Origin of the sequence: Streptomyces sp. NPDC008086, from assembly GCF_042957325.1 — a bacterium.
Classification (GTDB): domain Bacteria; phylum Actinomycetota; class Actinomycetes; order Streptomycetales; family Streptomycetaceae; genus Streptomyces.
Genome location: NZ_JBIBIA010000007.1, coordinates 394,675 through 419,985 on the forward strand (window position 1 = coordinate 394,675; position 25,311 = coordinate 419,985).

At 71.7% G+C, this 25,311-nt stretch carries 23 protein-coding genes and 1 riboswitch; of the genes, 15 read left to right on the forward strand and 8 right to left on the reverse strand.

Annotated elements, in window-relative coordinates; genetic code table 11:
* Positions 1-94: 94 nt before the first annotated feature.
* Positions 95-730: a hypothetical protein gene (locus ACFZBP_RS26330; RefSeq protein WP_383455919.1), complete on the reverse strand. Its 636-nt coding sequence runs from the start codon at positions 728-730 to the stop codon at positions 95-97.
* 276 nt (positions 731-1,006) lie between these two features.
* Here ACFZBP_RS26330 and ACFZBP_RS26335 point away from each other — a divergent pair, with 276 nt between their 5' ends.
* From ACFZBP_RS26335 to ACFZBP_RS26360, 6 genes are all read left to right on the forward strand, one after another.
* Positions 1,007-1,861 (forward strand): bifunctional methylenetetrahydrofolate dehydrogenase/methenyltetrahydrofolate cyclohydrolase, encoded by an 855-nt coding sequence (locus ACFZBP_RS26335; RefSeq protein ID WP_391416578.1) that lies wholly within the window; start codon positions 1,007-1,009, stop codon positions 1,859-1,861.
* Complete coding sequence (locus ACFZBP_RS26340) at positions 1,851-2,327, forward strand: DUF3017 domain-containing protein (RefSeq protein ID WP_391416580.1); 477 nt, start codon at positions 1,851-1,853, stop codon at positions 2,325-2,327. The genes ACFZBP_RS26335 and ACFZBP_RS26340 overlap by 11 nt, the downstream gene beginning before the upstream one ends.
* Positions 2,328-2,549: 222 nt before the next feature.
* Complete coding sequence (locus ACFZBP_RS26345; protein WP_391416582.1) at positions 2,550-3,038, forward strand: helix-turn-helix domain-containing protein; 489 nt, start codon at positions 2,550-2,552, stop codon at positions 3,036-3,038.
* Between the two features lie 420 nt (positions 3,039-3,458).
* Entirely contained in the window at positions 3,459-4,733 is a 1,275-nt protein-coding gene (locus ACFZBP_RS26350; RefSeq protein WP_391416584.1) for a DUF2690 domain-containing protein, read from the forward strand.
* Between the two features lie 365 nt (positions 4,734-5,098).
* Positions 5,099-6,088 (forward strand): malate dehydrogenase, encoded by a 990-nt coding sequence (locus ACFZBP_RS26355; protein WP_383455904.1) that lies wholly within the window; start codon positions 5,099-5,101, stop codon positions 6,086-6,088.
* Positions 6,089-6,218: 130 nt separating this feature from the next.
* Complete coding sequence (locus ACFZBP_RS26360; RefSeq protein ID WP_391416587.1) at positions 6,219-7,079, forward strand: hypothetical protein; 861 nt, start codon at positions 6,219-6,221, stop codon at positions 7,077-7,079.
* A 31-nt stretch (positions 7,080-7,110) separates the two neighbouring features.
* Here the strand turns inward: ACFZBP_RS26360 and ACFZBP_RS26365 are convergent, their stop codons facing one another.
* Positions 7,111-7,998, reverse strand: a complete 888-nt coding sequence (locus ACFZBP_RS26365; RefSeq protein ID WP_391416589.1) for a GNAT family N-acetyltransferase — start codon at positions 7,996-7,998, stop codon at positions 7,111-7,113.
* 208 nt (positions 7,999-8,206) lie between these two features.
* Here ACFZBP_RS26365 and ACFZBP_RS26370 point away from each other — a divergent pair, with 208 nt between their 5' ends.
* From ACFZBP_RS26370 to ACFZBP_RS26390, 5 genes are all read left to right on the forward strand, one after another.
* On the forward strand, positions 8,207-9,724 hold the full coding sequence (locus ACFZBP_RS26370) for an aldehyde dehydrogenase family protein (RefSeq protein WP_391416591.1): 1,518 nt from the start codon (positions 8,207-8,209) through the stop codon (positions 9,722-9,724).
* A 135-nt stretch (positions 9,725-9,859) separates the two neighbouring features.
* Positions 9,860-11,389 carry a GMC oxidoreductase gene (locus ACFZBP_RS26375; RefSeq protein ID WP_391416593.1) on the forward strand — a complete coding sequence of 510 codons (1,530 nt, stop codon included), beginning with the start codon at positions 9,860-9,862 and terminating at the stop codon, positions 11,387-11,389.
* Positions 11,389-12,561, forward strand: coding sequence for a betaine/proline/choline family ABC transporter ATP-binding protein (locus tag ACFZBP_RS26380; protein WP_391416595.1), 1,173 nt, complete (start codon positions 11,389-11,391; stop codon positions 12,559-12,561). The genes ACFZBP_RS26375 and ACFZBP_RS26380 overlap by 1 nt, the downstream gene beginning before the upstream one ends.
* On the forward strand, positions 12,561-14,510 hold the full coding sequence (locus ACFZBP_RS26385) for an ABC transporter permease subunit (protein WP_391416597.1): 1,950 nt from the start codon (positions 12,561-12,563) through the stop codon (positions 14,508-14,510). The genes ACFZBP_RS26380 and ACFZBP_RS26385 overlap by 1 nt, the downstream gene beginning before the upstream one ends.
* Before the next feature lies 1 nt (position 14,511).
* The gene (locus tag ACFZBP_RS26390; RefSeq protein ID WP_391416599.1) at positions 14,512-15,483 is read left to right on the forward strand and encodes a glycine betaine ABC transporter substrate-binding protein; all 972 of its coding nucleotides are present in this window, start codon (positions 14,512-14,514) and stop codon (positions 15,481-15,483) included.
* 41 nt (positions 15,484-15,524) lie between these two features.
* Here the strand turns inward: ACFZBP_RS26390 and ACFZBP_RS26395 are convergent, their stop codons facing one another.
* Genes ACFZBP_RS26395 through ACFZBP_RS26405 form a run of 3 tightly spaced genes read right to left on the reverse strand, consistent with a single transcriptional unit; the run spans position 15,525 to position 17,235 of the window.
* A complete protein-coding gene (locus ACFZBP_RS26395) occupies positions 15,525-16,271 on the reverse strand; it encodes an isocitrate lyase/phosphoenolpyruvate mutase family protein (RefSeq protein WP_391416601.1) in 747 nt (248 codons plus the stop codon).
* Complete coding sequence (locus tag ACFZBP_RS26400) at positions 16,268-16,720, reverse strand: carboxymuconolactone decarboxylase family protein (protein WP_391416603.1); 453 nt, start codon at positions 16,718-16,720, stop codon at positions 16,268-16,270. Before ACFZBP_RS26400 ends, ACFZBP_RS26395 begins: the two co-directional genes overlap by 4 nt.
* A gap of 2 nt (positions 16,721-16,722) precedes the next feature.
* A complete protein-coding gene (locus tag ACFZBP_RS26405) occupies positions 16,723-17,235 on the reverse strand; it encodes a carboxymuconolactone decarboxylase family protein (protein WP_383455877.1) in 513 nt (170 codons plus the stop codon).
* 47 nt (positions 17,236-17,282) lie between these two features.
* Between ACFZBP_RS26405 and ACFZBP_RS26410 the strand changes: the two genes are divergently transcribed.
* On the forward strand, positions 17,283-18,680 hold the full coding sequence (locus tag ACFZBP_RS26410) for an aminotransferase class I/II-fold pyridoxal phosphate-dependent enzyme (protein ID WP_391416605.1): 1,398 nt from the start codon (positions 17,283-17,285) through the stop codon (positions 18,678-18,680).
* Positions 18,681-18,998: 318 nt separating this feature from the next.
* On the opposite strand, the gene ACFZBP_RS26415 is transcribed toward ACFZBP_RS26410, so the two are convergent.
* A complete protein-coding gene (locus ACFZBP_RS26415; protein ID WP_391416898.1) occupies positions 18,999-19,829 on the reverse strand; it encodes a hypothetical protein in 831 nt (276 codons plus the stop codon).
* Between the two features lie 119 nt (positions 19,830-19,948).
* Here ACFZBP_RS26415 and ACFZBP_RS26420 point away from each other — a divergent pair, with 119 nt between their 5' ends.
* Positions 19,949-20,296 (forward strand): hypothetical protein, encoded by a 348-nt coding sequence (locus ACFZBP_RS26420; protein WP_391416608.1) that lies wholly within the window; start codon positions 19,949-19,951, stop codon positions 20,294-20,296.
* A gap of 12 nt (positions 20,297-20,308) precedes the next feature.
* On the forward strand, positions 20,309-21,496 hold the full coding sequence (locus tag ACFZBP_RS26425; protein WP_391416609.1) for a glutathionylspermidine synthase family protein: 1,188 nt from the start codon (positions 20,309-20,311) through the stop codon (positions 21,494-21,496).
* A 53-nt stretch (positions 21,497-21,549) separates the two neighbouring features.
* Here the strand turns inward: ACFZBP_RS26425 and rocD are convergent, their stop codons facing one another.
* Positions 21,550-22,764: an ornithine--oxo-acid transaminase gene (gene rocD / locus ACFZBP_RS26430; protein WP_391416611.1), complete on the reverse strand. Its 1,215-nt coding sequence runs from the start codon at positions 22,762-22,764 to the stop codon at positions 21,550-21,552.
* Positions 22,765-22,926: 162 nt separating this feature from the next.
* Positions 22,927-23,032, forward strand: a riboswitch (ZMP/ZTP riboswitch).
* 31 nt (positions 23,033-23,063) lie between these two features.
* Here rocD and ACFZBP_RS26435 point away from each other — a divergent pair.
* Positions 23,064-24,512, forward strand: a complete 1,449-nt coding sequence (locus ACFZBP_RS26435) for a glycine hydroxymethyltransferase (protein ID WP_383455864.1) — start codon at positions 23,064-23,066, stop codon at positions 24,510-24,512.
* 25 nt (positions 24,513-24,537) lie between these two features.
* Here the strand turns inward: ACFZBP_RS26435 and ACFZBP_RS26440 are convergent, their stop codons facing one another.
* A complete protein-coding gene (locus ACFZBP_RS26440) occupies positions 24,538-25,278 on the reverse strand; it encodes a hypothetical protein (RefSeq protein ID WP_391416613.1) in 741 nt (246 codons plus the stop codon).
* Positions 25,279-25,311 lie beyond the last annotated feature (33 nt).

Sequence of the window (25,311 nt, forward strand, 5' to 3'; positions counted from 1 at the left end):
GTGTCCCCCTCGTACGAGTGAGACACGGCCCCGGCTGTTAAATGGCGCGAACTCTTCAGTCCCGCGTGAATGTTCGGTGCGTTCGGTGAAGCGTTCAGTACCGCGGGCGGTTGAACCACGCCGAGGCCGCGCCGTTGACCATCGAGGCGAGGATGATGCCCGCGATGGCGAGGGAGATGAGGCCGCCGAACGTGGCCGAGCCGCCACCGCCGTTCACCATGTTGACGATGCCGCCGAGGATCATCAGCGCCGCGTACACGATGGTCGTGATGCGGATGCCGCTGCCGCCGTTCTTGAACTTGACGCCCAGGAAGATGGACAGGGCGCCCAGGGCCACCATGAGGCCCGCGATCAGGAAGCCGAGACCCGCCAGGGTGTCGGTCTCGTCGCCGCTGCCGACGCCGTTGGACACGTCCTGTGCGGCGCCGATGGCGATGCCGGCGATGACGCCGAACAGGAGCTGGAAGCCGGCGAGGACGAAGAGCAGCACCCGGGCCGTCTTCATCAGGCCCGGCATCTCCATGGGCATCGCGTTGCCGCCGGGGTAACCCGGGTAGCCCGGGTAGCCGGGCTGGGCCGGCTGACCCTGCGGGTAGCCGTAGCCGGGCTGCTGCTGGGGCGCGCCCTGCGGGTAGCCGTAGCCCGGCTGGGCAGGGGGCTGCTGCGGCGGGTAGCCGGGCTGCTGGCCCTGGGGCGGGCCGTAGGGGTTGTTCGGGTCGCCGAAGCTCATCGGGCGGTCCTTCCTCCGTTTTTGATCCAGTGCGGGGACGACGCGTGGCACGGTTCGGAGGAAGTTCTACGGATGCGGTTCGTCCCCCCGGTACTGCCCGCGGCACCAGCGTCTCATCGTTCTTTAGACGCCTCTTACTTGTCCAGCCGCATTCCCTATGTGTTGTGCAAGTGCAACATCACTGATCATGGACGGATACGGGAGGAGATGCGGCGGCGCGGGTCGGAGGAGACCCGGATTGGAACCGGGAGGGCGTCATCCGCGAGGATGGGAGGCATGACCGCCCAGATTCTCGATGGCAAGGCCACCGCAGCCGCGATCAAGTCCGATCTGACCGCCCGCGTGGCGGCGCTGAAGGAGAAGGGCGTCACGCCCGGCCTCGGCACGATCCTGGTCGGGGACGACCCCGGCAGCCAGAAGTACGTCGCCGGCAAGCACCGGGACTGCGCCCAGGTGGGCATCGCCTCCATCCAGCGCGAACTGCCCGCCACGGCGACCCAGGAGGAGATCGAGGCGGTCGTCCGCGAGCTGAACGAGGACCCCGCCTGCACCGGTTACATCGTCCAGCTGCCGCTGCCCAAGGGCATCGACGAGAACCGGATCCTGGAGCTGATGGACCCGGACAAGGACGCCGACGGCCTGCACCCGATGAACCTCGGCCGCCTCGTCCTGAACGAGCCGGCCCCGCTGCCCTGCACCCCCAACGGCGTCCTCACCCTGCTCCGTCGGTACGGCGTGGAGATCAAGGGCGCCGAGGTCGTGGTCGTCGGCCGCGGTGTCACCATCGGCCGTCCGATGCCGCTGCTGCTGACCCGGCGCAGCGAGAACGCGACCGTGACCCAGTGCCACACCGGCACCCGTGACCTGGCCGCCCACCTGCGCCGCGCCGACATCATCGTGGCCGCCGCCGGCTCCGCCCACCTGATCCGCCCCGAGGACGTCAAGCCCGGCGCGGCCGTCCTCGACGTCGGTGTCTCGCGCAACGCCGAGGGCAAGATCGTGGGCGATGTCCACCCCGGTGTCGCCGAGGTGGCCGGCTTCATCTCCCCGAACCCCGGTGGCGTGGGCCCGATGACGCGGGCGCAGCTGCTGGTCAACGTGGTCGAGGCGGCGGAGCGCAGTGCCGGCTGAGGCGGACTCCGGCAAGACGGAGGAGATCGAGGTCCGGGACCCGGTGAGCGCCCGGGACGCCGCGGGCGTGCCCCGGCGCACCACCCGCCGCTTCCCGCTGTTCACCAGGGACACGGCCCGCCCCGAGGGTGGCGGCCGGGCCGCGCCGGGTGACGCCCCGGCGCCCGCCCGGCAGTGGCCGGTCCTGCTGGTCCTCGGCATGGTCGGCGTGGGCCTGCTGATCACCGCGCTCGACGTGTTCCGGGTCGGCACGCTGGTGATCGGCAGCGCGCTGCTGGCCGGCGCGGTGCTGCGCTGGTTCCTGCCGAGCGTCGGCATGCTCGCCGTACGCTCCCGCTTCACCGACATCGTGACGTACGGCGTGCTGGGCCTGGTGATCGTGCTGCTGGCGCTGATGGCGCAGCCGGATCCGCTGCTGAAGGTCCCGTTCCTGAAGGACGCGCTGCACTTCACGGTGGACAGCTGACGCCGGGACCCCGTGCCCGGTGCGCGACGGCGGCCCGTCCCCTCCCCCGAGGAAGGACGGGCCGCCGTTTCGCGTCCACCCTCGGACACGGCGGAGCGGCTGTTCAACGGCTGTCCGCGCGCTGTGGCACGGAAGTGACCGTTCCGCTACGTCGGGGCCGGTCCGGGAACCGATGCGCCGTCCCGTGTCGTCACCTGATCGGATCTGGTTCGGAGGTGAGCGATGGGTGCCTGGCAGCCGCTGCCCGACGATCTGCCGCCGGAGGTGCGGCATTTCGTGGAGCAGTTGCGGCAGCTCAAGGACCGCACGGGCCTGAGCCTGGTCGCGCTGGGCGCGCGCACCGCGTACAGCAAGTCCTCCTGGCAGCGCTACCTCAACGCCACCCAGCCCCCGCCCCGGCAGGCGGTCGTCGCGCTGTGCCGGGTCGCCGACGTCGGCAAGGACGAGGCGGAGCGCTTCGGGGTGCGGTGGGAACTGGCGGTGCAGGCCTGGCCGAAGCCGGTGCCGGTGCCGTTGCCGACGACGGCGGAGCTGGAGGGGGCGGCGGCCGAGGGCGGCGGTGAGGAGTACGAGGACGATCCCACGCTGCCGTGGTGGGACGCGCCGCCCAGCAGGTCCGGGCCGCCCACGGGGAGGCTACTGGCCGTCGCCGTGGTGCTCGCCGTGGCGCTGGTGCTGGCGGCGGTGGTCGGGGCCGTTGTGCTGGGCTGAGTCCGGTGGGAGCGGCGTGTCCGAGTCGCCCGGATACGACCCGTGTGACCTGAGAGTTCTTCTATGTGCTTTCCGTGTGTCGATGTGTTGACAAGTTCGCGGATTTGCAAGGAAGTCGTTCGGTGGGCGGGCTAGCGTGGTCGATCGGGACGTCCGGGGCGCCCCACTGTTCTGTAAGGGCTTACTGCCGGGGTTGTGTCGGCCGGAGAGGGAGGCCGGTGGAACACTGGACGCCATCCGGTGGGCGTGCGACGGTGCATGGCCACGGTCCGGATGCTCCCGTGCGCCCCCACCCCGGGAACTGAGATCCTTGTCGGGCGCATCCCTGTGGGTAGCCAGAACGGGGACTCGGCAGAGGGCGTCACGCGCGGGGGAACGCGAGAAACACCAGCACGAACCGGGGGGAAGAGGGGGGAAGCAATGCCTCGTTGGAGGGCCTTGCCGGATGAACTCGATCCGCAGGTCAGGGAGTTCGCGAGCCAGTTGCGGCGGCTCGTGGACCGCAGCGGTCTGAGCATCGCGGCGCTGGCCGACCGGACGGGTTACAGCAAGACGTCCTGGGAGCGGTACCTGAACGGGCGGCTGCTCGCACCCAAGGGCGCGATCGTGGCGCTCGCGGAGGTCACGGGCACCAATCCCGTTCATCTGACGACGATGTGGGAGCTCGCCGAACGGGCGTGGAGCCGTTCGGAGATGCGCCACGACATGACCATGGAGGCGATCCGGATCTCCCAGGCCCGAGCGGCCCTGAGTGAGTTCGGAGCGCCGCCGGCGAACGCCAAGAGCAGCGCGAAGGCGGCCAGGGCCGCCCGCAAGAGCGGGAGCGCGACGGCGACGCCCGGGGTGGCGGGGCCGGCGGGCGTGGCCCCGACCGTGCCACCGGTACCGGCCCAGCCGACGGCACCGGAGGTGCGGGACTCGGCGGTGCGGGATTCGCCGGTACGGGACGCTCCGGTACGGGACGGCTCCTCGTCCGGGGGCAACTCGTGGGGGCTGGCGGGGTATCGGGGGCCGGCGCCGACGGGCGCGGGTCGCCTGCCGGATTCGTCCGGTGCGTCTGGTGCGTCCGGTATGTCCGGTCCGCTCGGGGTGTCCGGTGGGTCCGGCGCTACTGGTGCGGTGCCCGGTGCCTCGGGGATGGCCGGTCCTTACGGTGAGCCTCCGCAGGGGCCCGTGCCGGGGCGCGGCTCCTCCGGCGGAGGGAACGGCAAGCGGCGGCTGACGATGTTCCTCGCGGGGGTCGTGGGGGTGCTGGTCGTGATCGCCGCGGTCTTCTTCCTCACCGACGGCGGCGGCAAGAAGAACGAGGACGCCGTGCGGTCGCCCTCGCCGTCCGCGACCACCGACCCCGATCTGCCGGCCGGCGTCAAGTGCAGCGGTGACTCCTGCACCGGCAAGGACGCCGAGGCCATGGGGTGCAGCGGTGACCTCGTGACCACCGCCAGGACCGCGACCGTCGGCACGTCCGTGGTCGAGGTCCGCTACAGCGAGACCTGCGGCGCGGCCTGGGGGCGTGTCACCCAGGCCGCGCAGGGCGACGAGGTCGTGGTGACGGTCGGCAAGGCGAAGGAGACCGGCACGATCACCGTCGCCGGCGACACGATCGCGTACACGCCGATGGTGGCCGTGAAGGACGCGGGCGAGGCAAAGGCCTGCGTGACGCTGGCCGCTGGGCAGGAGGGGTGCACGCAGTAGGGGGACTGCGGCGCCGTACCAGGGGGCTCCGCCCCCTGGACCCCCGCTCCTCGAACGCCGGAGGGGCTGATCGAGTCGGGCGGCGGGGGCGAGAAAAACTCGGGCGGCAGGAATGGTCGTCGGGATTGTGGGCACGCGCACGGTACCCCCACGGGAGTCCGGCAACCGGTACCCCCACCCGGCGGCCGCCCATGTCCCCCTCTCCCGGACAGGGCGGCCGCCCTTTCGTGCGGTCAAGGTCATTTCTGTGGGGCGGGCCACACGGACCCGGCCGTGCGAGATCCCGGATGCGCGATAGCCTGACCGCTGGATCTCTCGACGCCAAGAGATCGATCATCTCTACCAGCTGTCATACGGAGAACGCCATGACCCGCACTCCCGTGAACGTCACCGTCACCGGCGCGGCCGGCCAGATCGGTTACGCCCTGCTCTTCCGCATCGCCTCCGGCCAGCTGCTCGGCGCGGACGTGCCGGTCAAGCTGCGCCTCCTGGAGATCACGCCCGCGCTCAAGGCCGCCGAGGGCACCGCCATGGAGCTCGACGACTGCGCGTTCCCGCTCCTGGCGGGCATCGACATCAGCGACGACCCGAACGTCGCCTTCGACGGGACGAACGTCGCGCTCCTCGTCGGCGCCCGCCCCCGCACCAAGGGCATGGAGCGCGGTGACCTCCTGGAGGCCAACGGCGGCATCTTCAAGCCCCAGGGCCAGGCCATCAACGCGCACGCCGCGGACGACATCAAGGTCCTCGTCGTCGGCAACCCGGCCAACACCAACGCGCTCATCGCGCAGGCCGCCGCGCCCGACGTACCGGCCGAGCGCTTCACCGCGATGACCCGCCTGGACCACAACCGCGCGCTGACCCAGCTCGCGAAGAAGACGGGCTCGACGGTCGCCGACATCAAGCGCCTGACGATCTGGGGCAACCACTCCGCCACCCAGTACCCGGACATCTTCCACGCCACGGTCGCCGGCAAGAACGCCGCCGAGGTCGTGAGCGACGAGAAGTGGCTCGCCGAGGACTTCATCCCGACCGTCGCCAAGCGCGGCGCGGCGATCATCGAGGCCCGCGGCGCCTCCTCCGCGGCCTCCGCCGCCAACGCCGCCATCGACCACGTCCACACCTGGGTCAACGGCACCGCCGACGGCGACTGGGTCTCCATGGGCATCCCGTCCGACGGGTCCTACGGCGTTCCCGAGGGCCTCATCTCCTCCTTCCCCGTCACCACCAAGGACGGCAAGTACGAGATCGTCCAGGGCCTGGAGATCAACGAGTTCTCCCGCGCCCGAATCGACGCCTCCGTCAAGGAGCTCGAGGAGGAGCGCGAGGCGGTCCGCTCCCTCGGCCTCATCTGAGCCCGTCTCTTCGGACTTCTGTCACGAACCTGCGCAGGCCCTGTCCCGGTTGCTTCCGGAACGGGGCCTGCGGCCTTTTTCGCCGCTAACGTCGGAAGCAGTAGGCATGGGGTGATTCGGGGGGCTTGCCATGAGCGGATGGGGCGGCAACGGCGGTCACGGCTCCGGTTCCTGGGCGGAGCACGAGCCGAGCGAGGAGAGAGGCCAGGCGGCCTGGGCCGCGCAGGAACCGGTCGTTCCGCCGATCTGGGCCTCGGCCGAGACGCAGACCTTCTCGTCCCACCCCTCGCCTCCACCTCCTCCGGCTCCGGCTCCCGCTCCGGCGCCTGCCCAGCCGTCCCCCTCCCCGCCCCGCGCCCGCCGACTCCTGCTCGTCCTGCTCGCCGCGGCCGTCTTCGGCGCCGGTGTCGGCGCGGGCGTCTGGTTCCTCATCCGTGACGACTCCCCGTTCAGCCGGACCGGTGCGACCCCGCCGCCCGGCGTCGTCGCGACCACACCGATCCCGTCCTCGTCCTCCTCCCCGTCCCGCTCCTCGCTGCCCGGCTACCGCCGTGCCCAGGACCCCGTGGGCTACAGCCTGCGCGTCCCCGAGGGGTGGGTGCGCAGTCAGAAGCAGGGCGAGAAGGCCCCGGTCGTCTTCTACGACGCCCCGGACGACGGGCGCAGCCTCCAGATCTTCGCGCTCGCGGAGGACACCCCGGCCGAGTCCCTCGACCTGGCCGAGAACGACCCCGGCTACGGCTATGCGCACCAGCCCGGCTACCGCCCCCTGGACCGGGCCTCGGCGGCCGACTGGTCCGAGCTGACGTACCGCTACGACGACGAGAACATGGGCCCGCGCCAGGTCGTCGACCACCGTTTCGAGGCCGTCGACGGCACGCTCTACGCGATCCGCGCCGCCGGTCCGGTGGAGCTGGCCCCCGATCTGGTCCGCGAACCGCTCACCGCGGCGCTGGAGTCCTTCTGCCCGGCGGGCGGCCAGTGCCGTTGAGAGCATGGGGATGCGTCAGCGGCTTTGAGGTTCAGCCGTCCAGCCGCTTCTCGAACCAGTGACTGGCGTAGACGTTGTCGTCGTACGCGGGGATGTCCGTGTAGCCGCACGCCCGGTACATCGCCTGCGCCTCCGTGAGCGCGGCGTGGGTGTCGAGGCGTACGACGGTGAAGTGGCGGGCGGAGGCTTCCTGTTCGAGGGCATCGAGCAGACGGCGGGCGAGGCCGAGGCGGCGGGCGTCGGGGTGCACCCAGACGTGGCGGATCTCGCCGACGCCCGGTTCCAGGCGCCGTAGCGCCCCGCAGCCCACGGGGCGGTGTTCCTCGTAGGCGACGAAGAACGCCCCGGCGTCGCCGGACACCTCCTGCGGCCGTACGAGGTCGTCCTTGTCGAACCCCCCGGGGAACCGCGCGTCGATGTCGGCGGCGTAGGCGTCCAGACAGGCCCGGGCGTCCGGTGCGGCGCCGTCGACGAGGGCGACGGTGATGCCGGCGAGGCGCAGCAGCCGCTGGGCGGTGGCCATGGCCCGGGTCAGTTCGGCGCGCTGTGCCTCGCCGAGGCCTTCGAGGAGCCCGGCCGCGGCGGCGCCCGCCCGCCGGTCCTGCTCCGTCACCTCCATCCGACCGGCCGGGGTCAGCTCGATCGTGCGCAGCCGGTTGTCCCGCGGGTGCGGGCTCAGCCGGACCAGGCCCTGGGACTCCAGCGCCTTGGCCATCCGGCTCAGATACCCCGCGTCCAGACCGAGCCGGCTTCTGAGTTCCCGCAGGGACGCGCCGTCGCCGATCTCGAAGAGCAGCCGGGCCTCGCCGAGCGGGCGGTCCTGGCCGAGGTAGTGGTCGTCCAGTACGCCGATGCGGCGCGTGAAGTAACGGTTGAAGCGGCGGAAGGCCGTCACATGGTCCGTAGACACTGGCTCCATAGTTCTTTGACTTTAGTCAAAGGTCCGGGTTCGGTCGACCCTTCGGCGACCTTTTCATTCCTGTTTGTCCGGATGTTCAGTGATGCACCGCACTTTCGGTCATCGATTGCGCATGCAATGCGAGGCCCGGGGCAGGCGGTCACGGTCCTCGTGTGTGACACCTGTGTGACTCAGGGGCACTGAACAGGAACGGAAGGCAACACCGATCATGACCGGACAGCAGGCGCAGCAGACGATTCACGCGGGCGGCGAGTGGCGCTACGCCGTCTCCGGCGCGACGCGCGAGATCCTCGACCCCGCGGACGCGTCGCCGTTCGCCGTGGTCGCCGAGGGCGACGAGAAGGACACCGACCTGGCGGTCGCGGCCGCCCACCGAGCCTTCGACGGCGGCCAGGGGGAGTGGCCGCGTACGCCCGTCGCCGAACGCGCCGCCCTGCTGCGCCGCGTCGCCGACCTCCTCGTGCGCGACCGCGAGAAGCTCGGCCTCCTGGAGAGCCGCGACGCCGGCAAGACCGTCGAAGAGGGCCGGGTCGACATCGACTGCGTCGCCGACGCCTTCCGCTACTTCGCCGACCTCGTCGCCGCCGAGGCCCCGGGCCGGGTCGTCGACGCCGGCTCGTCCGACATCCACAGCGTCGTCGTCCACGAGCCCGTCGGCGTCTGTGCGCTGATCACCCCCTGGAACTACCCGCTCCTCCAGGCCAGTTGGAAGATCGCGCCCGCCCTCGCCGCCGGGAACACCTTCGTGGTCAAGCCCAGCGAGATCACCCCGCTGACGACCGTCGCGCTCATCGACCTCCTGGTCGAGGCCGGGCTGCCCGCGGGTGTCGCCAACATCGTCACCGGCCCCGGCCACTCCGTCGGCGCCCGGCTCGCCGAGCACCCCGACGTCGACCTCGTCTCCTTCACCGGCGGCCTGGTCAGCGGCACCAAGGTGGCCCAGGCAGCGGCGCCCTCCGTCAAGAAGGTCGCGCTCGAACTCGGCGGCAAGAACCCCAACGTCGTCTTCGCCGACGCCTGCGCCACGGACGAGGGCTTCGACACCGCCGTCGACCAGGCCCTCAACGCCGCCTTCATCCACAGCGGCCAGGTCTGCTCGGCGGGCGGCCGGCTCATCGTCGAGGAGTCCGTCCGGGACCGCTTCGTCGCCGAACTCGCCCGCAGGGCAGGCAGGATCCGGCTCGGCCGGGGCACCGCCGACGGCGTCGAGTGCGGGCCGCTCGTCTCCGAGCAGCAGCGCGCGAAGGTCGAGGCGTACGTCGACTCCGCGCTCAAGGAGGGCGCGGTGCTGCGCTCCGGCGGCCGGCGTCCCGAGCCGTCCCCGGAGCGGCCCGAGACCGGCTACTTCTACGAGCCGACCGTCCTCGACCACTGCCACCGCGAGATGCGCGTCGTCCGCGAGGAGGTCTTCGGCCCGGTCCTCACCGTCGAGACCTTCCGCACCGAGGACGAGGCGGTCGCCCTCGCCAACGACACCGAGTACGGGCTCGCGGGCGCCGTCTGGACCGCCGACGCGGGGCGGGCCCGGCGGGTCGCGGGGCGGCTGCGGCACGGCACCGTATGGATCAACGACTTCCACCCCTACCTTCCGCAGGCGGAGTGGGGCGGGTTCGGCAAGAGCGGGGTGGGGCGCGAGCTAGGCCCTGCCGGGCTCGCCGAGTACCGCGAGAGCAAGCACGTGTACCAGAACCTGGCGCCGGTGCCGGTTCGGTGGTTCCGGGGCTGACACTGCGCCTTCGACGGTGCCGCGCTTGGTTGTCCGGCGTCTGCGGCGCCGTCGTGGCTGGTCGCGCAGTGCCCCGCGCCCCATGGGGGCGTGCCCGTCACGTCCCTCGATCTGAACCCCTGGAGTAACCCCCTGATGTCCCAGAACACCCCTGTCTACGACTACGTCGTCATCGGCGGCGGCACCGCAGGTTCCGTCATCGCCTCCCGGCTGACCGAGAACCCGGACGTCACCGTCGCCGTCATCGAGGGCGGCCCCAGTGACGTCGGCCGCGACGACGTCCTCACGCTGCGCCGCTGGATGGGCCTCCTCGGCGGCGACCTCGACTACGACTACCCCACCACCGAGCAGCCACGCGGCAATTCGCACATCCGGCACAGCCGGGCCCGTGTCCTCGGCGGATGTTCCAGCCACAACACGCTCATCGCGTTCAAGCCGCTGCCGTCCGACTGGGACGAGTGGGAGCAGGCCGGCGCCACGGGCTGGGGCGCGGTGCCGATGGAGGCGTACTACGCGCGGCTGAAGAACAACATCGTCCCGGTCGACGAGAAGGACCGGAACGCCATCGCCCGCGACTTCGTCGACTCGGCGCAGGGCACGCTCGGCGTCCCGCGGGTCGAGGGCTTCAACAAGCAGCCCTTCACCGAGGGCGTCGGCTTCTTCGACCTCGCCTACCACCCCGAGAACAACAAGCGTTCGTCGGCGTCGGTGGCGTATCTGCACCCGGTGATGGACGAGCGGGAGAACCTGACGATCCTGCTGGAGACCTGGGCGTACAAGCTGGAGCTGAACGGCACCCGGGCCGAGGGCGTCCACGTCCGTACCAAGGACGGTGAGGAGCAGCTGATCCGCGCCCGGCGCGAGGTCGTCCTGTGCGCCGGCGCCGTCGACTCGCCCCGGCTGCTGATGCACTCCGGCATCGGGCCGAAGAAGGACCTCACCGAGCTGGGCATCCCGGTCGTCCACGACCTGCCCGGCGTCGGCGAGAACCTGCTCGACCACCCCGAGTCGGTGATCGTCTGGGAGACGAACGGACCGATCCCCGAGAACTCCGCGATGGATTCGGACGCCGGTCTCTTCGTGCGGCGCGACCCCGAACACCAGGGCCCCGACCTGATGTTCCACTTCTACCAGATCCCGTTCACGGACAACCCGGAGCGACTGGGGTACCAGCGGCCCGAGTTCGGGGTGTCCATGACCCCCAACATCCCCAAGCCGAAGAGCCGCGGCCGGCTGTACCTGACCAGCGCCGACCCGGCCGTGAAGCCCGCGCTGGACTTCCGGTACTTCACCGACGAGGACGACTACGACGGCCGCACCCTCGTCGACGGCATCCGCATCGCCCGTGAGATCGCGAAGACCGAGCCGCTCGCGAGCTGGCTCAAGAGGGAGGTGTGCCCCGGCCCCGACGTCGACGGCGACGAGGAGCTGAGCGAGTACGCGCGCAAGGTCGCGCACACCGTGTACCACCCGGCCGGCACCTGCCGTATGGGCGCCGCCGACGACGAACTGGCCGTGGTCGACCCACAGTTGAGGATCCGAGGCCTGGACGGCATCCGCATCGCCGACGCCTCCGTCTTCCCGACGATGACCGCCGTGAACCCGATGATCGGGGTGCTCATGGTCGGGGAGAAGGCCGTCGATCTGCTTGGAGGTGAGGCGTGATGAGTACTGCCCCGAATACCCCTACTGCCCCCAATACCCCTGATACCGCTGGTGCCGCAGGTACCCCTGTCTTCTCCGTCGACGGGCTCTGGAAGGTCTTCGGGCCGAAGGCGCACCGCGTCCCCGCCGACCCGGAGCTCGCCGGGCTCACGTCCGCCGAGCTGCGCGCCCGCACCGGCTGCACGGCCGCCGTGCAGGACGTCTCCTTCGACGTCCGCAAGGGTGAGGTCTTCGTCGTCATGGGCCTGTCCGGCTCCGGCAAGTCCACGCTGGTGCGCTGTCTGACCCGGCTGATCGAGCCGACCGCGGGCACCATCGCCATCGACGGCGAGGACGTCCGCGCCATGGACAAGACCCGGCTGCGCGAACTGCGCCGCCACCGCGCCGCGATGGTCTTCCAGCACTTCGGTCTGCTCCCGCACCGCACGGTCCTGGACAACGTGGCGTACGGCCTGGAGATCCAGGGCGTCGGCAGGGCCGAGCGCCGTGAGCGGGCCGCGCAGGTCGTCGCCAAGGTCGGCCTGGAGGGCATGGAGCACCGCAGGCCGGGCCAGCTGTCCGGCGGTCAGCGTCAGCGGGTCGGGCTGGCCCGGGCGCTCGCGGTGGACCCGGAGGTGCTGCTCTTCGACGAGCCGTTCAGCGCGCTCGACCCGCTGATCCGGCGGGACATGCAGGAGGAGGTCGTCCGCCTGCACCGCGAGGAGGGCCGCACCATGGTCTTCATCACCCATGACCTCAGCGAGGCCCTCAAGCTCGGTGACCGTATCGCCCTGATGCGCGACGGCCGCGTCGTCCAGTTGGGCACGCCCGAGGAGATCGTGGGCTCCCCGGCCGACGACTACGTCCGCGAGTTCGTCCGTGACGTGCCGCGCGAGCAGGTCATGACCGTGCGTACGGCCATGCGTGCCGCGTCGGCCGACGAGAGCGGCAACGGGCCGGCGGTCGCGCCGGACGCGACGGTGTCCGAGGCCATCGAGGCCGTGGCGCGTACCGGTACCCCGGCCCGGGTCATGGACGGGGCCCGCTGTCTGGGCGTGGTCGACCACGAACGGCTGCTCGGCGTAGTGGCGGGGACGGACCAGAGCACACCGGCCGGGGCGGGGCGCAGTGCCCCAGCGGGGGCAGGGCAGGGTGCCGTGGCGGGGGCGGGGAAGAGCAAGGAGGTGGCTTGATGGCCACCGTCACCACCGCCGCTCCCCGCATCGCCGTTCCGGGCGTCCTCAAACACCCGGTCCTGCGCAAGCTCCTGCTGCTCGCCCTCGCCGCCGCGATCCTCGTGCCGCTGGCCAACGCCCGCTGGGCGAGCGGCAGCTGGCCGGCCGCGCTGACCGTCGACTTCTCCGACCAGCTGACCAGGGCCAGCGTCTGGATCATCGACAACCGGGACAGCCACCCGCTGTTCGTCTACTTCTTCGGGCACATCAGCAACGCGGTCGTGCTCTGCGTACGCGCCGTGTACCTGGTGCTGCTCGCGGCCGGCTGGGCCGGCGTCACCGCCGCGGCGTCCCTGATCGCCTGGCGGGTCGCGGGCTGGAGGCTCGCCGCCGGTACCGGCGTCGCGCTGCTGGCCTGCGGCTTCCTCGGCATGTGGATCCCGACCATGCAGACCCTCGCGCTGATGGTCGTGGCGGTCCTCGCCTCCGTCGTCGTGGGCGCGCTGCTGGGCCTCGCCGCCGGACTGTCCGACCGGATGGACAAGATCCTGCGCCCCGTCCTGGACACCATGCAGGTGCTCCCGGCGTACGCCTACCTGCTCCCCGTCGTCCTGGTCTTCGGCATGGGCGTCCCCGCGGCCGTCCTGGCCACCGTCGTCTACGCCGCCCCGCCGATGGCCCGCCTCACCGCCCTCGGTCTGCGCGGCGCCGACAAGGAGGTGCTGGAGGCCGTCGAGTCGCTCGGCGCCACCGCACGGCAGCGCCTGCTGACCGCCCGGATCCCGCTGGCCAGCAAGGAACTCCTGCTCGGCCTCAACCAGACGATCATGATGGCGCTGTCGATGGCGGTCATCGCCTCGGTCATCGGCGCCGGCGGCCTCGGTGACCGCGTCTACCAGGCGCTGGCCACGGTCGACGTCGGCGCGGCCCTCGCGGCCGGCATCCCGATCGTGCTGCTCGCCGTCGTCCTGGACCGGGTGACCGGCGCGGCGGGGGAGGGCCTCGGCGCGGAGCCGCGGCCGGGCGGCCGGGCACGCTGGGTCTACGCCGCCGTCGCCGCGGTCGCCGTGGCCGTCGCCGGACGTCTCCTGGGCCGTCTCGACTGGCCCGAGGCCTGGACCCTGAACGTCGCCGAGCCGGTCAACCGCGCCGTCGACTGGATGACCGACCACCTCTACTCCGGGGTCCCGGTCATCGGCGGCACCGCCGACTGGGCGGCCCACTTCACCACCTGGGTCCTCGACCCCGTGCGCGACACCCTGCAGTGGCTGCCCTGGTGGTCGCTCCTGCTGATCGTCGCCGCGCTGGCCTGGCTGATCGGCACCTGGCGCACCGCGCTCACCGCCGTCCTCGCCCTGGCCGCGATCGGTGTCCTGGGTGTGTGGACACCGGCGCTCGACACCCTCTCCCAGGTCCTGGCGGCGGTCGCCGTCACCCTGGTCCTGGGCTTCGCGACGGGTATCGCGGCCGCCCGCAGCGACCGCGTGGAGCGGCTGCTGCGACCCGTCCTGGACGTCTTCCAGACGATGCCGCAGTTCGTATACCTGATCCCGGTGGTCGCGCTGTTCGGCGTCGGCCGCGCCCCGGCCGTCGCGGCGGCCGTCGTCTACGCGCTGCCCGCCGTCGTCCGCATCACCACCCAGGGCCTGCGGCAGGTCGACCCGGCCGCCCTGGAGTCGGCCCGCTCGCTCGGCGCGACCCCCGCCCAGCAGCTGCGGCAGGTCCAACTCCCGCTCGCCCGCCCGGCGTTGCTGCTCGCCGTCAACCAGGGCGTCGTCCTGGTCCTCGCCGTCGTCATCATCGGCGGCCTGGTCGGCGGCGGCGCGCTCGGCTACGACGTCGTCGCCGGACTCGCTCAGGGCGACCTCGCGACCGGCCTGGTGGCCGGCGTGGCGATCGTCTGCCTGGGCCTGATGCTCGACCGGGTGACCCAGCCGACGGAACGCCGTGCGAAGAAGGGAGCCTGACATGCGCGTTCGTATGCGTACGACTGCCGTAGTGGCCGGCGTATCCTCGCTGGCGCTGCTCACCGGCCTGACCGGCTGCGGTGCCGCCGACATGACCAAGCAGGCCTCGCCGTTCGCGAACGCCCAGGGCGCGAAGTCCGTGACCCTCTCCGTGCAGTCCTGGGTCGGCGCGCAGGCCAACGTGGCCGTCGCCCAGTACCTGCTGGAGCACGAGCTCGGCTACCGCGTCGACACCGTCCAGATCGACGAGGTCCCCGCCTGGGACGCGCTCAGCCAGGGCCGCGTCGACGCGCTCCTGGAGGACTGGGGGCACCCGGAGGAGGAGCAGCGGTACGTCAAGGACAAGAAGACGATCGTGCCCGGCGGCGACCTCGGGGTCACCGGGCACATCGGCTGGTTCGTGCCGACGTACTTCGCCAAGGCCCACCCGGACGTCACCGACTGGAAGAACCTGAACAAGTACGCCGACCAGCTGCGCACCGCCGAGAGCGGCGGCAAGGGCCAGCTGATGGACGGCTCGCCCTCCTACGTCACCAACGACAAGGCGCTGGTGAAGAACCTGGGCCTGGACTACCAGGTGGTGTTCGCCGGTTCGGAGGCCGCGCAGATCACGCAGATCAAACAGTTCGCCAAGGAGAAGAAGCCCTTCCTGACGTACTGGTACTCCCCGCAGTGGCTGTTCAAGAAGGTCCCCATGACCGAGGTGAAGCTGCCCGCGTACAAGGAGGGCTGCGACGCGGACCCGGAGAAGGTCGCCTGCGCCTATCCGCACACCCCGCTGCAGAAGTACCTCAACGCGGACTTCGCCAAGAGCGGCGGCGAGGCGGCGGCCCTGCTGAAGAAGTTCAAGTGGACGACCGAGGACCAGAACGAGGTCTCCCTGATGATCGCCGAGCAGAAGCTGTCGCCCGAGGAGGCGGCGAAGAAGTGGGTGGACAGCCACGAGTCCACGTGGAAGGCGTGGCTGTCCTGATCCGCTGGTTCAGGGGCGTGGCAAGCTCGTGACCCGCTGGTTCAGGAGCGCGGCAAGCTCGTGACCCGCTGGTTCAGGGGCGCGGCGATCTCGCCCAGCGCCTGTGCGGCGGCGCGCTGCATCCCCGGCCCGAACGTGATCCGGGTGGCCCCGAGTTCACCGAGCGCGGTGGGCGAGGGGCCGTCCCCGGTCACGGTGCCGTGCACGTTGACCGGGCCCTGGATGCCGGACCGCAGCAGGGGCAGTACGCCGACGGGGGCGCCGATCGGATACACGCAGTCGGCGCCCGCGGCGACGTACAGCGCGGCCCGCTCGATGGCCCGCTCCGGATCGGACACGCCCCGGATGAACGTGTCCACCCGCGCGTTGAGGAACAGCTGGTCCCCGGCCGCGTACCGCACCTCCGCGAGCCACTCGGCGTGGGCGCGCGGGTCCTTCAGCACCCCGGCCTCGGAGTCCTCCAGGTTGCAGCCCACGGCACCGGTCTCCAGCAGCCGCTCCACCAGCTCCTTCGGCGCGATCCCGTAGCCGCCCTCGATGTCCGCCGACACCGGCACGTCCACCGCCCGGACGATCCGGGCGACCGCCGCGAACATCTCGTCGGCCGGGGTCTGCCCGTCCTCGTACCCGAGGGAGGCGGCGACGGCCGCACTGGGCGTGGCCAGCGCGGGGAACCCGGCCTCGACACAGACGCGCGCGGAGGCGGCGTCCCACGGGCCGGGCAGCACGAGCGGGTCGCCGGGAGCCGTGCGCCGGTGCAGGGCACGGAAGGTCTCGACCTTGGTCACGGTGTGTATCCCCCTGGTGGAATGCGGCGGCCGACCATCATCCGGTTCCAGTTGTTGATGGCGACGATCAGCGCGATGAGATGGGCGAGTCGGGTGTCGTCGAAGTGTGCGGCGGCACGGTCGTACACATCGTCGGGCACGAAGCCGTCCGTGAGAACGGTGATCGCCTCGGTGAGCGAGAGAGCGGCCCGTTCCCGCGCGTCGAACAGCCCCTCCGCCTCCTCCCAGGCGGCCAGCATGTCCAGCCGGTCCTCACTCACCCCGTGCGTGCGGGCGATCCCGAGGTGCATGTCCAGGCAGAACGCGCAGTGGTTGAGCTGCGAGGCCCGGATCACGACGAGCTCGGCGAGGGCCGGGTCGCCGAGGCCCTTCTTCGCGGAGGCGCTGACGGCCGACATGGCCTGGGCGACGGCGGGGTCGAGCAGTGTCGTCCGACGCGTCGTCCGCACGGTCACAGGTGCTGCCCCGGCCGGTAGTGCCCCGGAGTCCGCCGACAGGTCACCCCGAACCGGTTCCACGCGTTGATCACGCTGATCGCGGCGATCAGCTGCGCCAGCTCGGCCTCCTCGAAGTGCGCGGCGGCACGCTCGTAGACCTCGTCCGGCACGAAGCCGTCCGTCAGCACGGTCACGGCCTCCGTCAGCTCCAGCGCCGCGAGCTCCTTCTCGGTGTAGAAGTGCCGCGACTCCTCCCAGGCGCTCAACTGCACGATCCGCTCGACACTCTCGCCGGACGCGAGCGCGTCCTTGGTGTGCATGTCGAGGCAGAAGGCGCAGTGGTTGAGCTGCGAGGCCCGGATCCTCACCAGCTCGCGCAGAACCGGGTCGAGCCCCCGTCCGGCCGCCGCGTCGAGCCGGACCATGGCCTTGAAGACGTCGGGGGCGAGAGCGGCCCAGTCGAGGCGCGGGGTCGGCTCGGAGGCGTAGGAGACGGTCGTGGTGGTGCTCTCTTCAGTGGTCGTCATGATCTCGACCCTAGGAGTGAGGCAGCCCAGGAGTATGGTCCACTTCCATGGCGAAACCCTGGGCCACTTTCGGCGTCGACCTCCATCTGGAACCGGCGGGACCGGGCCTGCGCCGCGGCCTCACCGACGCCCTGCGCGAGGCTGTCCGCACCGGACGCCTCGCCCCGGGCACCCGGCTGCCCTCCTCCCGCTCCCTCGCCGCCGACCTGGGCATCGCCCGCAACACGGTCGCCGAGGCCTACGCCGAACTGGTCGCCGAGGGCTGGCTCACCGCCCGCCAGGGCTCCGGCACGCGCGTGGCCGACCGCCCGGTGATCCCGCCGGCGGGACGTCCCGCCCCACCGCACCGTGAGCGCCCGCGCCCCGCCTACGACCTGATCCCCGGCACCCCCGACCTCGCCGCATTCCCCCGCACGGAGTGGCTCAAGGCGGCCCGCCGCGCCTTCCTCGCCGCCCCGAACCAGGCCCTCGGCTACGGCGACCCCCGCGGCCGCCCCGAACTGCGCGCCGCCCTCGCCGGCTACCTCGCCCGAGCACGGGGCGTGCGCGCCGACCCCGAGCGCGTGGTGGTGTGCGCGGGCTTCGTACACGGCCTGCAACTGCTCGGCAGGGCACTGCGGGCGCGCGGCCTGGACACGGTCGCGGTGGAGTCGTACGGCCTGCCCCCGCACTGGAAACAGCTGACGGCGGCGGGCCTGACCACCACCCCCCTGGCCTTCGACGAACTGGGCACGAACCCGGCGAGGTTGGGGGAGGACCCCTCGATCGGCGCGGTGCTCCTCACCCCGGCCCACCAGTTCCCCATGGGCGTGCCCCTGCACCGCGACCGCCGGGCCACGGTGGTGGACTGGGCGCGCCGCACCGACGGAGTGGTCCTGGAGGACGACTACGACGGCGAGTTCCGCTACGACCGCCAGCCCGTCGGCGCCCTCCAGGGCCTCGACCCCGACCGCGTCGTCTACGTCGGCACCGCCAGCAAGTCCCTCGCCCCCGGCCTGCGGCTGGCCTGGATGGTGCTGCCGCCGAGGCTGGTGGACGCGGTCACCGAGGCCAAGGGCGGCTCGGACACCTGCGGCGCGGTGGACCAGTTGACGCTGGCCGAGTTCCTCACCTCCGGCGCCTACGACCGCCACGTCCGCGCCGCCCGCCTGCGCTACCGTCGCCGCAGAGACGCCCTGGTCCAGGCCCTCGCCACCCATGCCCCCCACCTCCAGGTCACCGGCATCGCCGCCGGCCTGCACGCCGTCCTCCGCCTCCCACCCGGCACCGAACAGTCCGTCCTCCAAGCCGCCACCTGGCAAGGCCTGGCCCTCCACGGCCTCACCGCCTACCGCCACGAGTCGTCCCCGACGGCCCACATGGACGCCCTGGTCGTGGGCTACGGCACTCCTCCGGACCATGCGTGGGCGGGGACGTTGGAGGCGTTGTGCAGGGTGCTGCCGTGAGAAGGATTGGAGATACCCGCCCAGGCATTCTTCATCCGTCCGGCGTTGGAGGGCGAGCCTTAGCCGTCCCGAACCCTCACCCACCTGCGGGGGCTACGCAGGCCTAGGCCCTTTCAGCCGGTCCGGCGTTGGAGGACGAGTCTTTGCCGTCCCGAACCCCCACCCACCTGCGGGGGCTACGCAGGCCCAGGCACCCCAGCCCGTCCGGCGTTTGAGGACGAGGCCCGGAGGGCCGATGGCGGGGTCTGGGGCGGCAGCCCCAGTGGGGTCGAAGGGGCGGAGCCCCTGGGATGGGACGGGTAGGGGCGGCGGGGGCGCTCACTCCCCGTCGGGCACCCCCGGCGCCTCCCCGAACCGCGCCAACGCCAACGCCCCCGCCACCGACACCACAAACCCCAGCACCGCCAACCACGCCAACCCCTCCCGCGTTCGATCCCCCAGCCACACCACCCCCACCACCGCCGGTCCAACCGTCTCCCCGATCACCATCGCCGCGGTAGCCACCGTCACCGACCCCCGCTGCAACGCCGACGTCAACGCCAAGAACGCCGCCCCACCCCCCAACAGCAGCGCATACGTCGCCGGATTCGCCAACTCCGCCACCGACACCGAGTCGATCAGCCGCACCGCCACTTCCACCACCCCGAACCCGAACCCGGCGGCCAGCCCCAGCACCAACCCCCGCCCCCGCTCCGGCAACCGCCCACCCGCGAGCCCCACCCCCAGCACCCCGAGGGCCACCCCGAGCATCGCGAACCGAAGCGCATCCGACCCGCCCCGATCCCCCTCCGTCCCCGAGGCCAGCCCCAGCATCGCCAACCCCGCACACACCACCCCCACCGCCGCCCACTCGCCGCGCCGCAACCGCACCCCCAGCAACCGCGCCGCGACCACCGCGGTCACCGCGAGACTGGACGCCAGCGCCGCCGACACGGCGTAGATGGGAAGCGACTTCAGGGCGAGAACCTGAAACACGAACCCCAGCCCGTCCAGGGCGAGCCCGGCCAGATACCGCCACTGCCGCAGCGCCCGCAGCAGCACCCCCGCCTCGCCACCCCGTCCCCCCTGCGCACTCGCCGCCCGCGCGGCCACGGCCTGAAGGACGGTGGCCGCACCGAAACAGACCGCCGCACCAAGGGCGCAGATCATTCCGAAGAGCACAAAGCGACTGTAGGCGGCGGGGTGCGGCCAGGGGGGCCTCGCGCGGCGGCACGCGGCGATCTTTAGGCTGTCCGCTGAACACCGAACGGATCACCGGGGGAGACAACATGGCGGAGGCACGACGCCGACTGCGCTCGAGCACGGTCGTCCTCGGCGGCATGGGCGTCATCGCCGCGGCCCTGACCTCGTGCGGCTCGGAACCGGACCGCCGCTGCGTCGACCGCGACAGCTACACCTACGAGGGCTACAAGGTCATCGCGGACAAGAACTGCACGTCCGGCTCCAGCTCCTCGTACGGCAAGAGCGCCCGGAAGAAGACCGGCGGCTCCGACGCCGCCTGGTACTACGACGCCGACATCGACGGCAGCCGCGCCGACTACGGCACCTTCAACCGCGCCGACGCCGTCGACCGGGGCGGCTTCGGCTGCTCGGGCTCGGGCAGCGGCGGCGGCTGAGCGGGCAGACCGATGGAGCGCCGCACGATCGAACCCCGCCCCGGCTGGCAGCAGACCGTCGAGGAACAGGGCCTCATCTACCCCCTCACCCGCCACCCCGACAACTCCCTGCGCCCGTACTGGGACGAGAGCGCCCACTACGTCTTCTCCCTCGCCGAGGTCGAGGCGCTGGAGGAGGTCGTCGAGGAACTGCACGCCATGTGCCTCGCCGCCGCGGACCACATCGTCTCGGCCGACCGCTTCACCGACCTCGGCATCACCGACCCGCGCGTCGCGAACGCCGTCGCCGAGGCCTGGCGCCGACGCGCCGAACTCCCCTCCGTCTACGGCCGTTTCGACCTCCACTACGACGGCACCGGCCCGGCGAAGCTCCTGGAGTACAACGCCGACACCCCCACGTCCCTCGTCGAGGCCGCGTCCCCGCAGTGGTTCTGGATGGAGGACCGCTTCCCCGGCGCCGACCAGTGGAACTCCCTCCACGAACGCCTCGTCGCCGCCTGGAAGAAGCAGTCCGCCCTGCTCCCGCCCGGCGGCCCCCTGTACTTCGCGTACTCCTCGGCCGACGAACTCGGCGAGGACATGATGACGGTCGCCTACCTCAAGGAGACCGCGGAACAGGCGGGTCTGGACACCGGCTGGATCTCCATGGAGGAGATCGGCTGGGACCGTCTCTCCGGCCGCTTCGTCGACACCCGGCTCCGCTTCATCCGCAGCTGCTTCAAGCTCTACCCCTGGGAGTGGCTCACCACCGACCGCTTCGCCGACCACGTCCTGGACACCCTCGACAACGGCGGCGGCACCGGCACGACCCTCTGGATCGAACCGGCCTGGAAGATGCTCCTCAGCAACAAGGCCCTCCTCGCCATCCTCTGGGAGCTCAACCCGGACCACCCGAACCTGCTCCCCGCCTACGTCGACGGCCCGAGGGAACTGGCGAACACCACGGGCTACGTCGCCAAGCCCCTGCTCGGCCGCGAGGGCGCGGGCGTCACGATCCACGAACCCGGCACCGAGGCGGCGCCTCCTCGCGAAGAGCCCTGCTGCTACCAGCAGTTGGCGCCCCTGCCCGCCTTCGACGGCAACCACGTCGTCCTCGGCGCATGGGTCGTCGAGGACGAGGCCGCGGGCCTCGGCATCCGCGAGTCGTCCGGCCTGATCACCGACGAGTACGCCCGCTTCCTGCCTCACGTGATCCTCTAGACAGCCGTCCCCGGCCCCGCACGCCCGCGACGGCCCGCCCCCGCCCCACCGGCTCACACGCCGAGCACACCCCGCAACTGGGCGAGCCCCCAGTCCAGATCCTCCTTCCCGATCACCAGGGGCGGCGCGATCCGAATCGTCGCCCCCTGGGTGTCCTTCACCAGCACACCCCGGTCCACCAGCCGCTCGGACACCTCCCGCCCGGTACCCACCACCCGGGCGATGTCGACCCCCGCCCACAGCCCCCGACCCCGGACCGCCGTCACCCGCCCGGTCCCCGCCAGCAGGCCCAGCTCCCGGTGCAGATGCGCGCCGAGCTCCGCCGACCGCTGCTGGAACTCGCCCGTCCGCAGCATCGCGATCACCTCCAGCGCCACCGCACACGCCAGCGGATTCCCGCCGAACGTCGACCCGTGCTCCCCGGGCCGGAACACCCCGAGCACCTCCGCCGAGGACACCACCGCCGACACCGGCACCACCCCGCCGCCGAGCGCCTTCCCGAGCACATACACGTCCGGCACCACGCCCTCGTGCTCGCACGCGAACGTACGCCCCGTGCGCCCCAGCCCCGACTGGATCTCGTCCGCCACGAACAGCACGTTCCGCTCCCGCGTCAGCTCCCGCACCGCCGGCAGATAACCGGCCGGCGGCACCAGCACCCCCGCCTCGCCCTGGATCGGCTCCAGCAGCACCGCCACCGTGTTCTCCGTCAGCGCCTCCCGCATCGCCGTCAGATCCCCGTACGGCACGATCTCGAAGCCCGGCGTGTACGGCCCGAAGTCCGCCCGTGCCTCCGGGTCCGTGGAGAAGCTGACGATCGTCGTCGTACGGCCGTGGAAGTTGTTGCCCGCGACGACGATCTTCGCCATCTCCGCCGGCACCCCCTTGACCCGGTAACCCCACTTCCGGGCGGTCTTCACGGCCGTCTCCACCGCCTCCGACCCCGTGTTCATGGGCAGCACCATCTCCATCCCGCACAGCTCGGCGAGCTGCTCGCAGAACGCCGCGAACCGGTCGTGGTGAAACGCCCGCGACGTCAGCGTCACCCGCTCCAGCTGCGCCTTCGCCGCCTCCAGGATCCGCCGGTTGCCGTGCCCGAAGTTCAGCGCCGAATACCCGGCCAGCAGATCCAGATACCGCCGTCCCTCCACATCCGTCATCCACGCCCCGGCCGCCGTCGCCACCACCACCGGCAACGGGTGGTAGTTGCGGGCGCTGTGCGCCTCGACCGCGGCGATCAAGGATGCGGTGGTGCTCGACGTACTCACGGGGCTCTCCGTTTCCGCCACCACGAGGGCTCGTGTCCCGGCCGTCACGAGCCTCGCGGCCACTATCCATTTCCGGCCCTAAGACCGCTTTGCGGCCCCTTCCTATCGTTGCTCGCATGGTGGACGCGGGACCATGCGCCGTCGGCGCGCCCGGTAGTCTGATCGACGGGCCGTGACTGGCGCGCTGGGATGGACCAACCATCGGGGAGCGGCCCCTGGACGAGGGAGAACGCGTCCAGACCGAGTGCCGTGCGCCTGGGCCGTACCGTGAACGCTGCACACGACGTCCGGAGGTCCCCATGTCAGCCGTGCCCCTCTCCAACGAGTCCACCGCCTTCCGTGCCGCCCTCGACGTGATCCGCGCCGTCGAGCCGCGCGTGGCCGACGCCATCGGCCAGGAGGTCGCCGACCAGCGCGAGATGCTCAAGCTGATCGCCTCCGAGAACTACGCCTCCCCGGCCACCCTCCTCGCGATGGGCAACTGGTTCAGCGACAAGTACGCCGAGGGCACCGTCGGCCGCCGCTTCTACGCCGGCTGTCGCAACGTCGACACCGTCGAGTCCCTCGCCGCCGAGCACGCCAAGGAGCTCTTCGGCGCCCGGCACGCCTACGTACAGCCCCACTCCGGCATCGATGCCAACCTCGTCGCCTTCTGGTCCGTCCTCGCCGCCCGCGTCGAGGCCCCCGCCCTGGAGAAGGCCGGCGTCCGCCAGGTCAACGACCTCACCGACGCGGACTGGGCCGAGCTCCGCCGGGCGTTCGGCAACCAGCGCATGCTCGGCATGTCCCTGGACGCCGGCGGCCACCTCACCCACGGCTTCCGCCCGAACATCTCCGGCAAGATGTTCGACCAGCGCTCCTACGGCACCGACCCCGCCACCGGCCTCATCGACTACGAGGCCCTGCGCGTCTCCGCCCGCGAGTTCAAGCCGCTGATCATCGTCGCCGGCTACTCCGCCTACCCCCGTCTCGTGAACTTCCGGATCATGCGCGAGATCGCCGACGAGGTCGGCGCCACGCTCATGGTCGACATGGCCCACTTCGCGGGTCTCGTCGCCGGCAAGGTCCTCACCGGCGACTTCGACCCGGTCCCGCACGCCCAGATCGTCACCACCACCACCCACAAGTCGCTGCGCGGGCCGCGCGGCGGCATGGTCCTGTGCGACGACTCCCTCAAGGACCAGGTCGACCGCGGCTGCCCGATGGTCCTCGGCGGCCCCCTCCCGCATGTCATGGCCGCCAAGGCCGTCGCCCTGGCCGAGGCCCGCCAGCCCGCCTTCCAGGACTACGCCCAGCGCATCGTCGACAACTCCCGCGCGCTGGCCGAGGGCCTGATGCGCCGGGGCGCGACCCTGGTGACCGGCGGCACCGACAACCACCTGAACCTGATCGACGTCGCCTCCTCCTACGGCCTCACCGGCCGCCAGGCCGAGGCCGCGCTTCTCGACTCCGGCATCGTCACCAACCGCAACGCCATCCCGGCCGACCCCAACGGCGCCTGGTACACCTCCGGCATCCGCATCGGCACCCCCGCCCTGACCACCCGCGGCCTGGGCACCGCCGAGATGGACGAGGTCGCCGCCCTCATCGACCGCGTCCTCACCACCACCGAGCCCGGCACCACCAAGTCCGGTGCCCCCTCCAAGGCCGCTCACGTCCTTGACCCGAAGATCGCCGACGAGATCTCCCGTCGGGCCACCGACCTCGTGGCCGGCTTCCCGCTGTACCCGGAGATCGACCTGGGCTGACGCCCGCGACGATCCACACAGGGCCTCACAGGTCCCGGTCGATCAACTCCTGACGTGGTTCCTCCCGCGGCGGTCCGGCTCCCGGCCGGGCCGCCGCGCGGCGTATCAGCAGCGTCCCGCCGGCGCCGCTCAGCCGCAGTCGCACGGCGAAGGGCCGCAGGAGCAACGCCAGCACCGCCCCGGCCGCCACGCCCGGCAGGGCCCACCACCAGTCGGTGCCGTCACCTCGTGCTGACCCCGACACCGACCCCGATTCCGGCCCGGTCCCTGCCTGGGCCGGCTGGTCCTCCGCAGCCTCCTCCTTCCCGGACGTCTCCCACGCCGGAGGGAAGATCGCCGCGCCCCCCTCGCCCGAAACCTTGCCCATCAGACCCAGCTTCTTGAGCAGAGCACGCAGCTGGGACGGATGATCGGCACGGTGCCACGCGCCGTTCGTCGTGCTGTCCAGGTTCGCCGACGTGTGGATCCAGACGTCCGGTCCCTTGTGGGCCGGGTAGACCCGGTCGAGGCGCCAGGGCGTCACGTCGTGGACCATCCAGGTGACGTTGATCTGGCGGGCCGCCGTCAGACCGGCCTCGGGCGGCTTGTCGCGGGTGCCCTTGCCCGGTGCGCCGAGCAGCTGCTCCAGCTCCCCGTACTCCTTGTCCGAGTAGTACAGGGCCGCCGTCTCCGCGCTCTCCGGGGAGACCAGGAGCACGCTGGTCGGTCCTCCGGCCGAGGCGGGGGACGCGGCGCCCCACAGCAGCAGGGCGAGCGCTGCCGTCAACGCCCCGGTCAGCGCCGTGACTTCACGGCACCG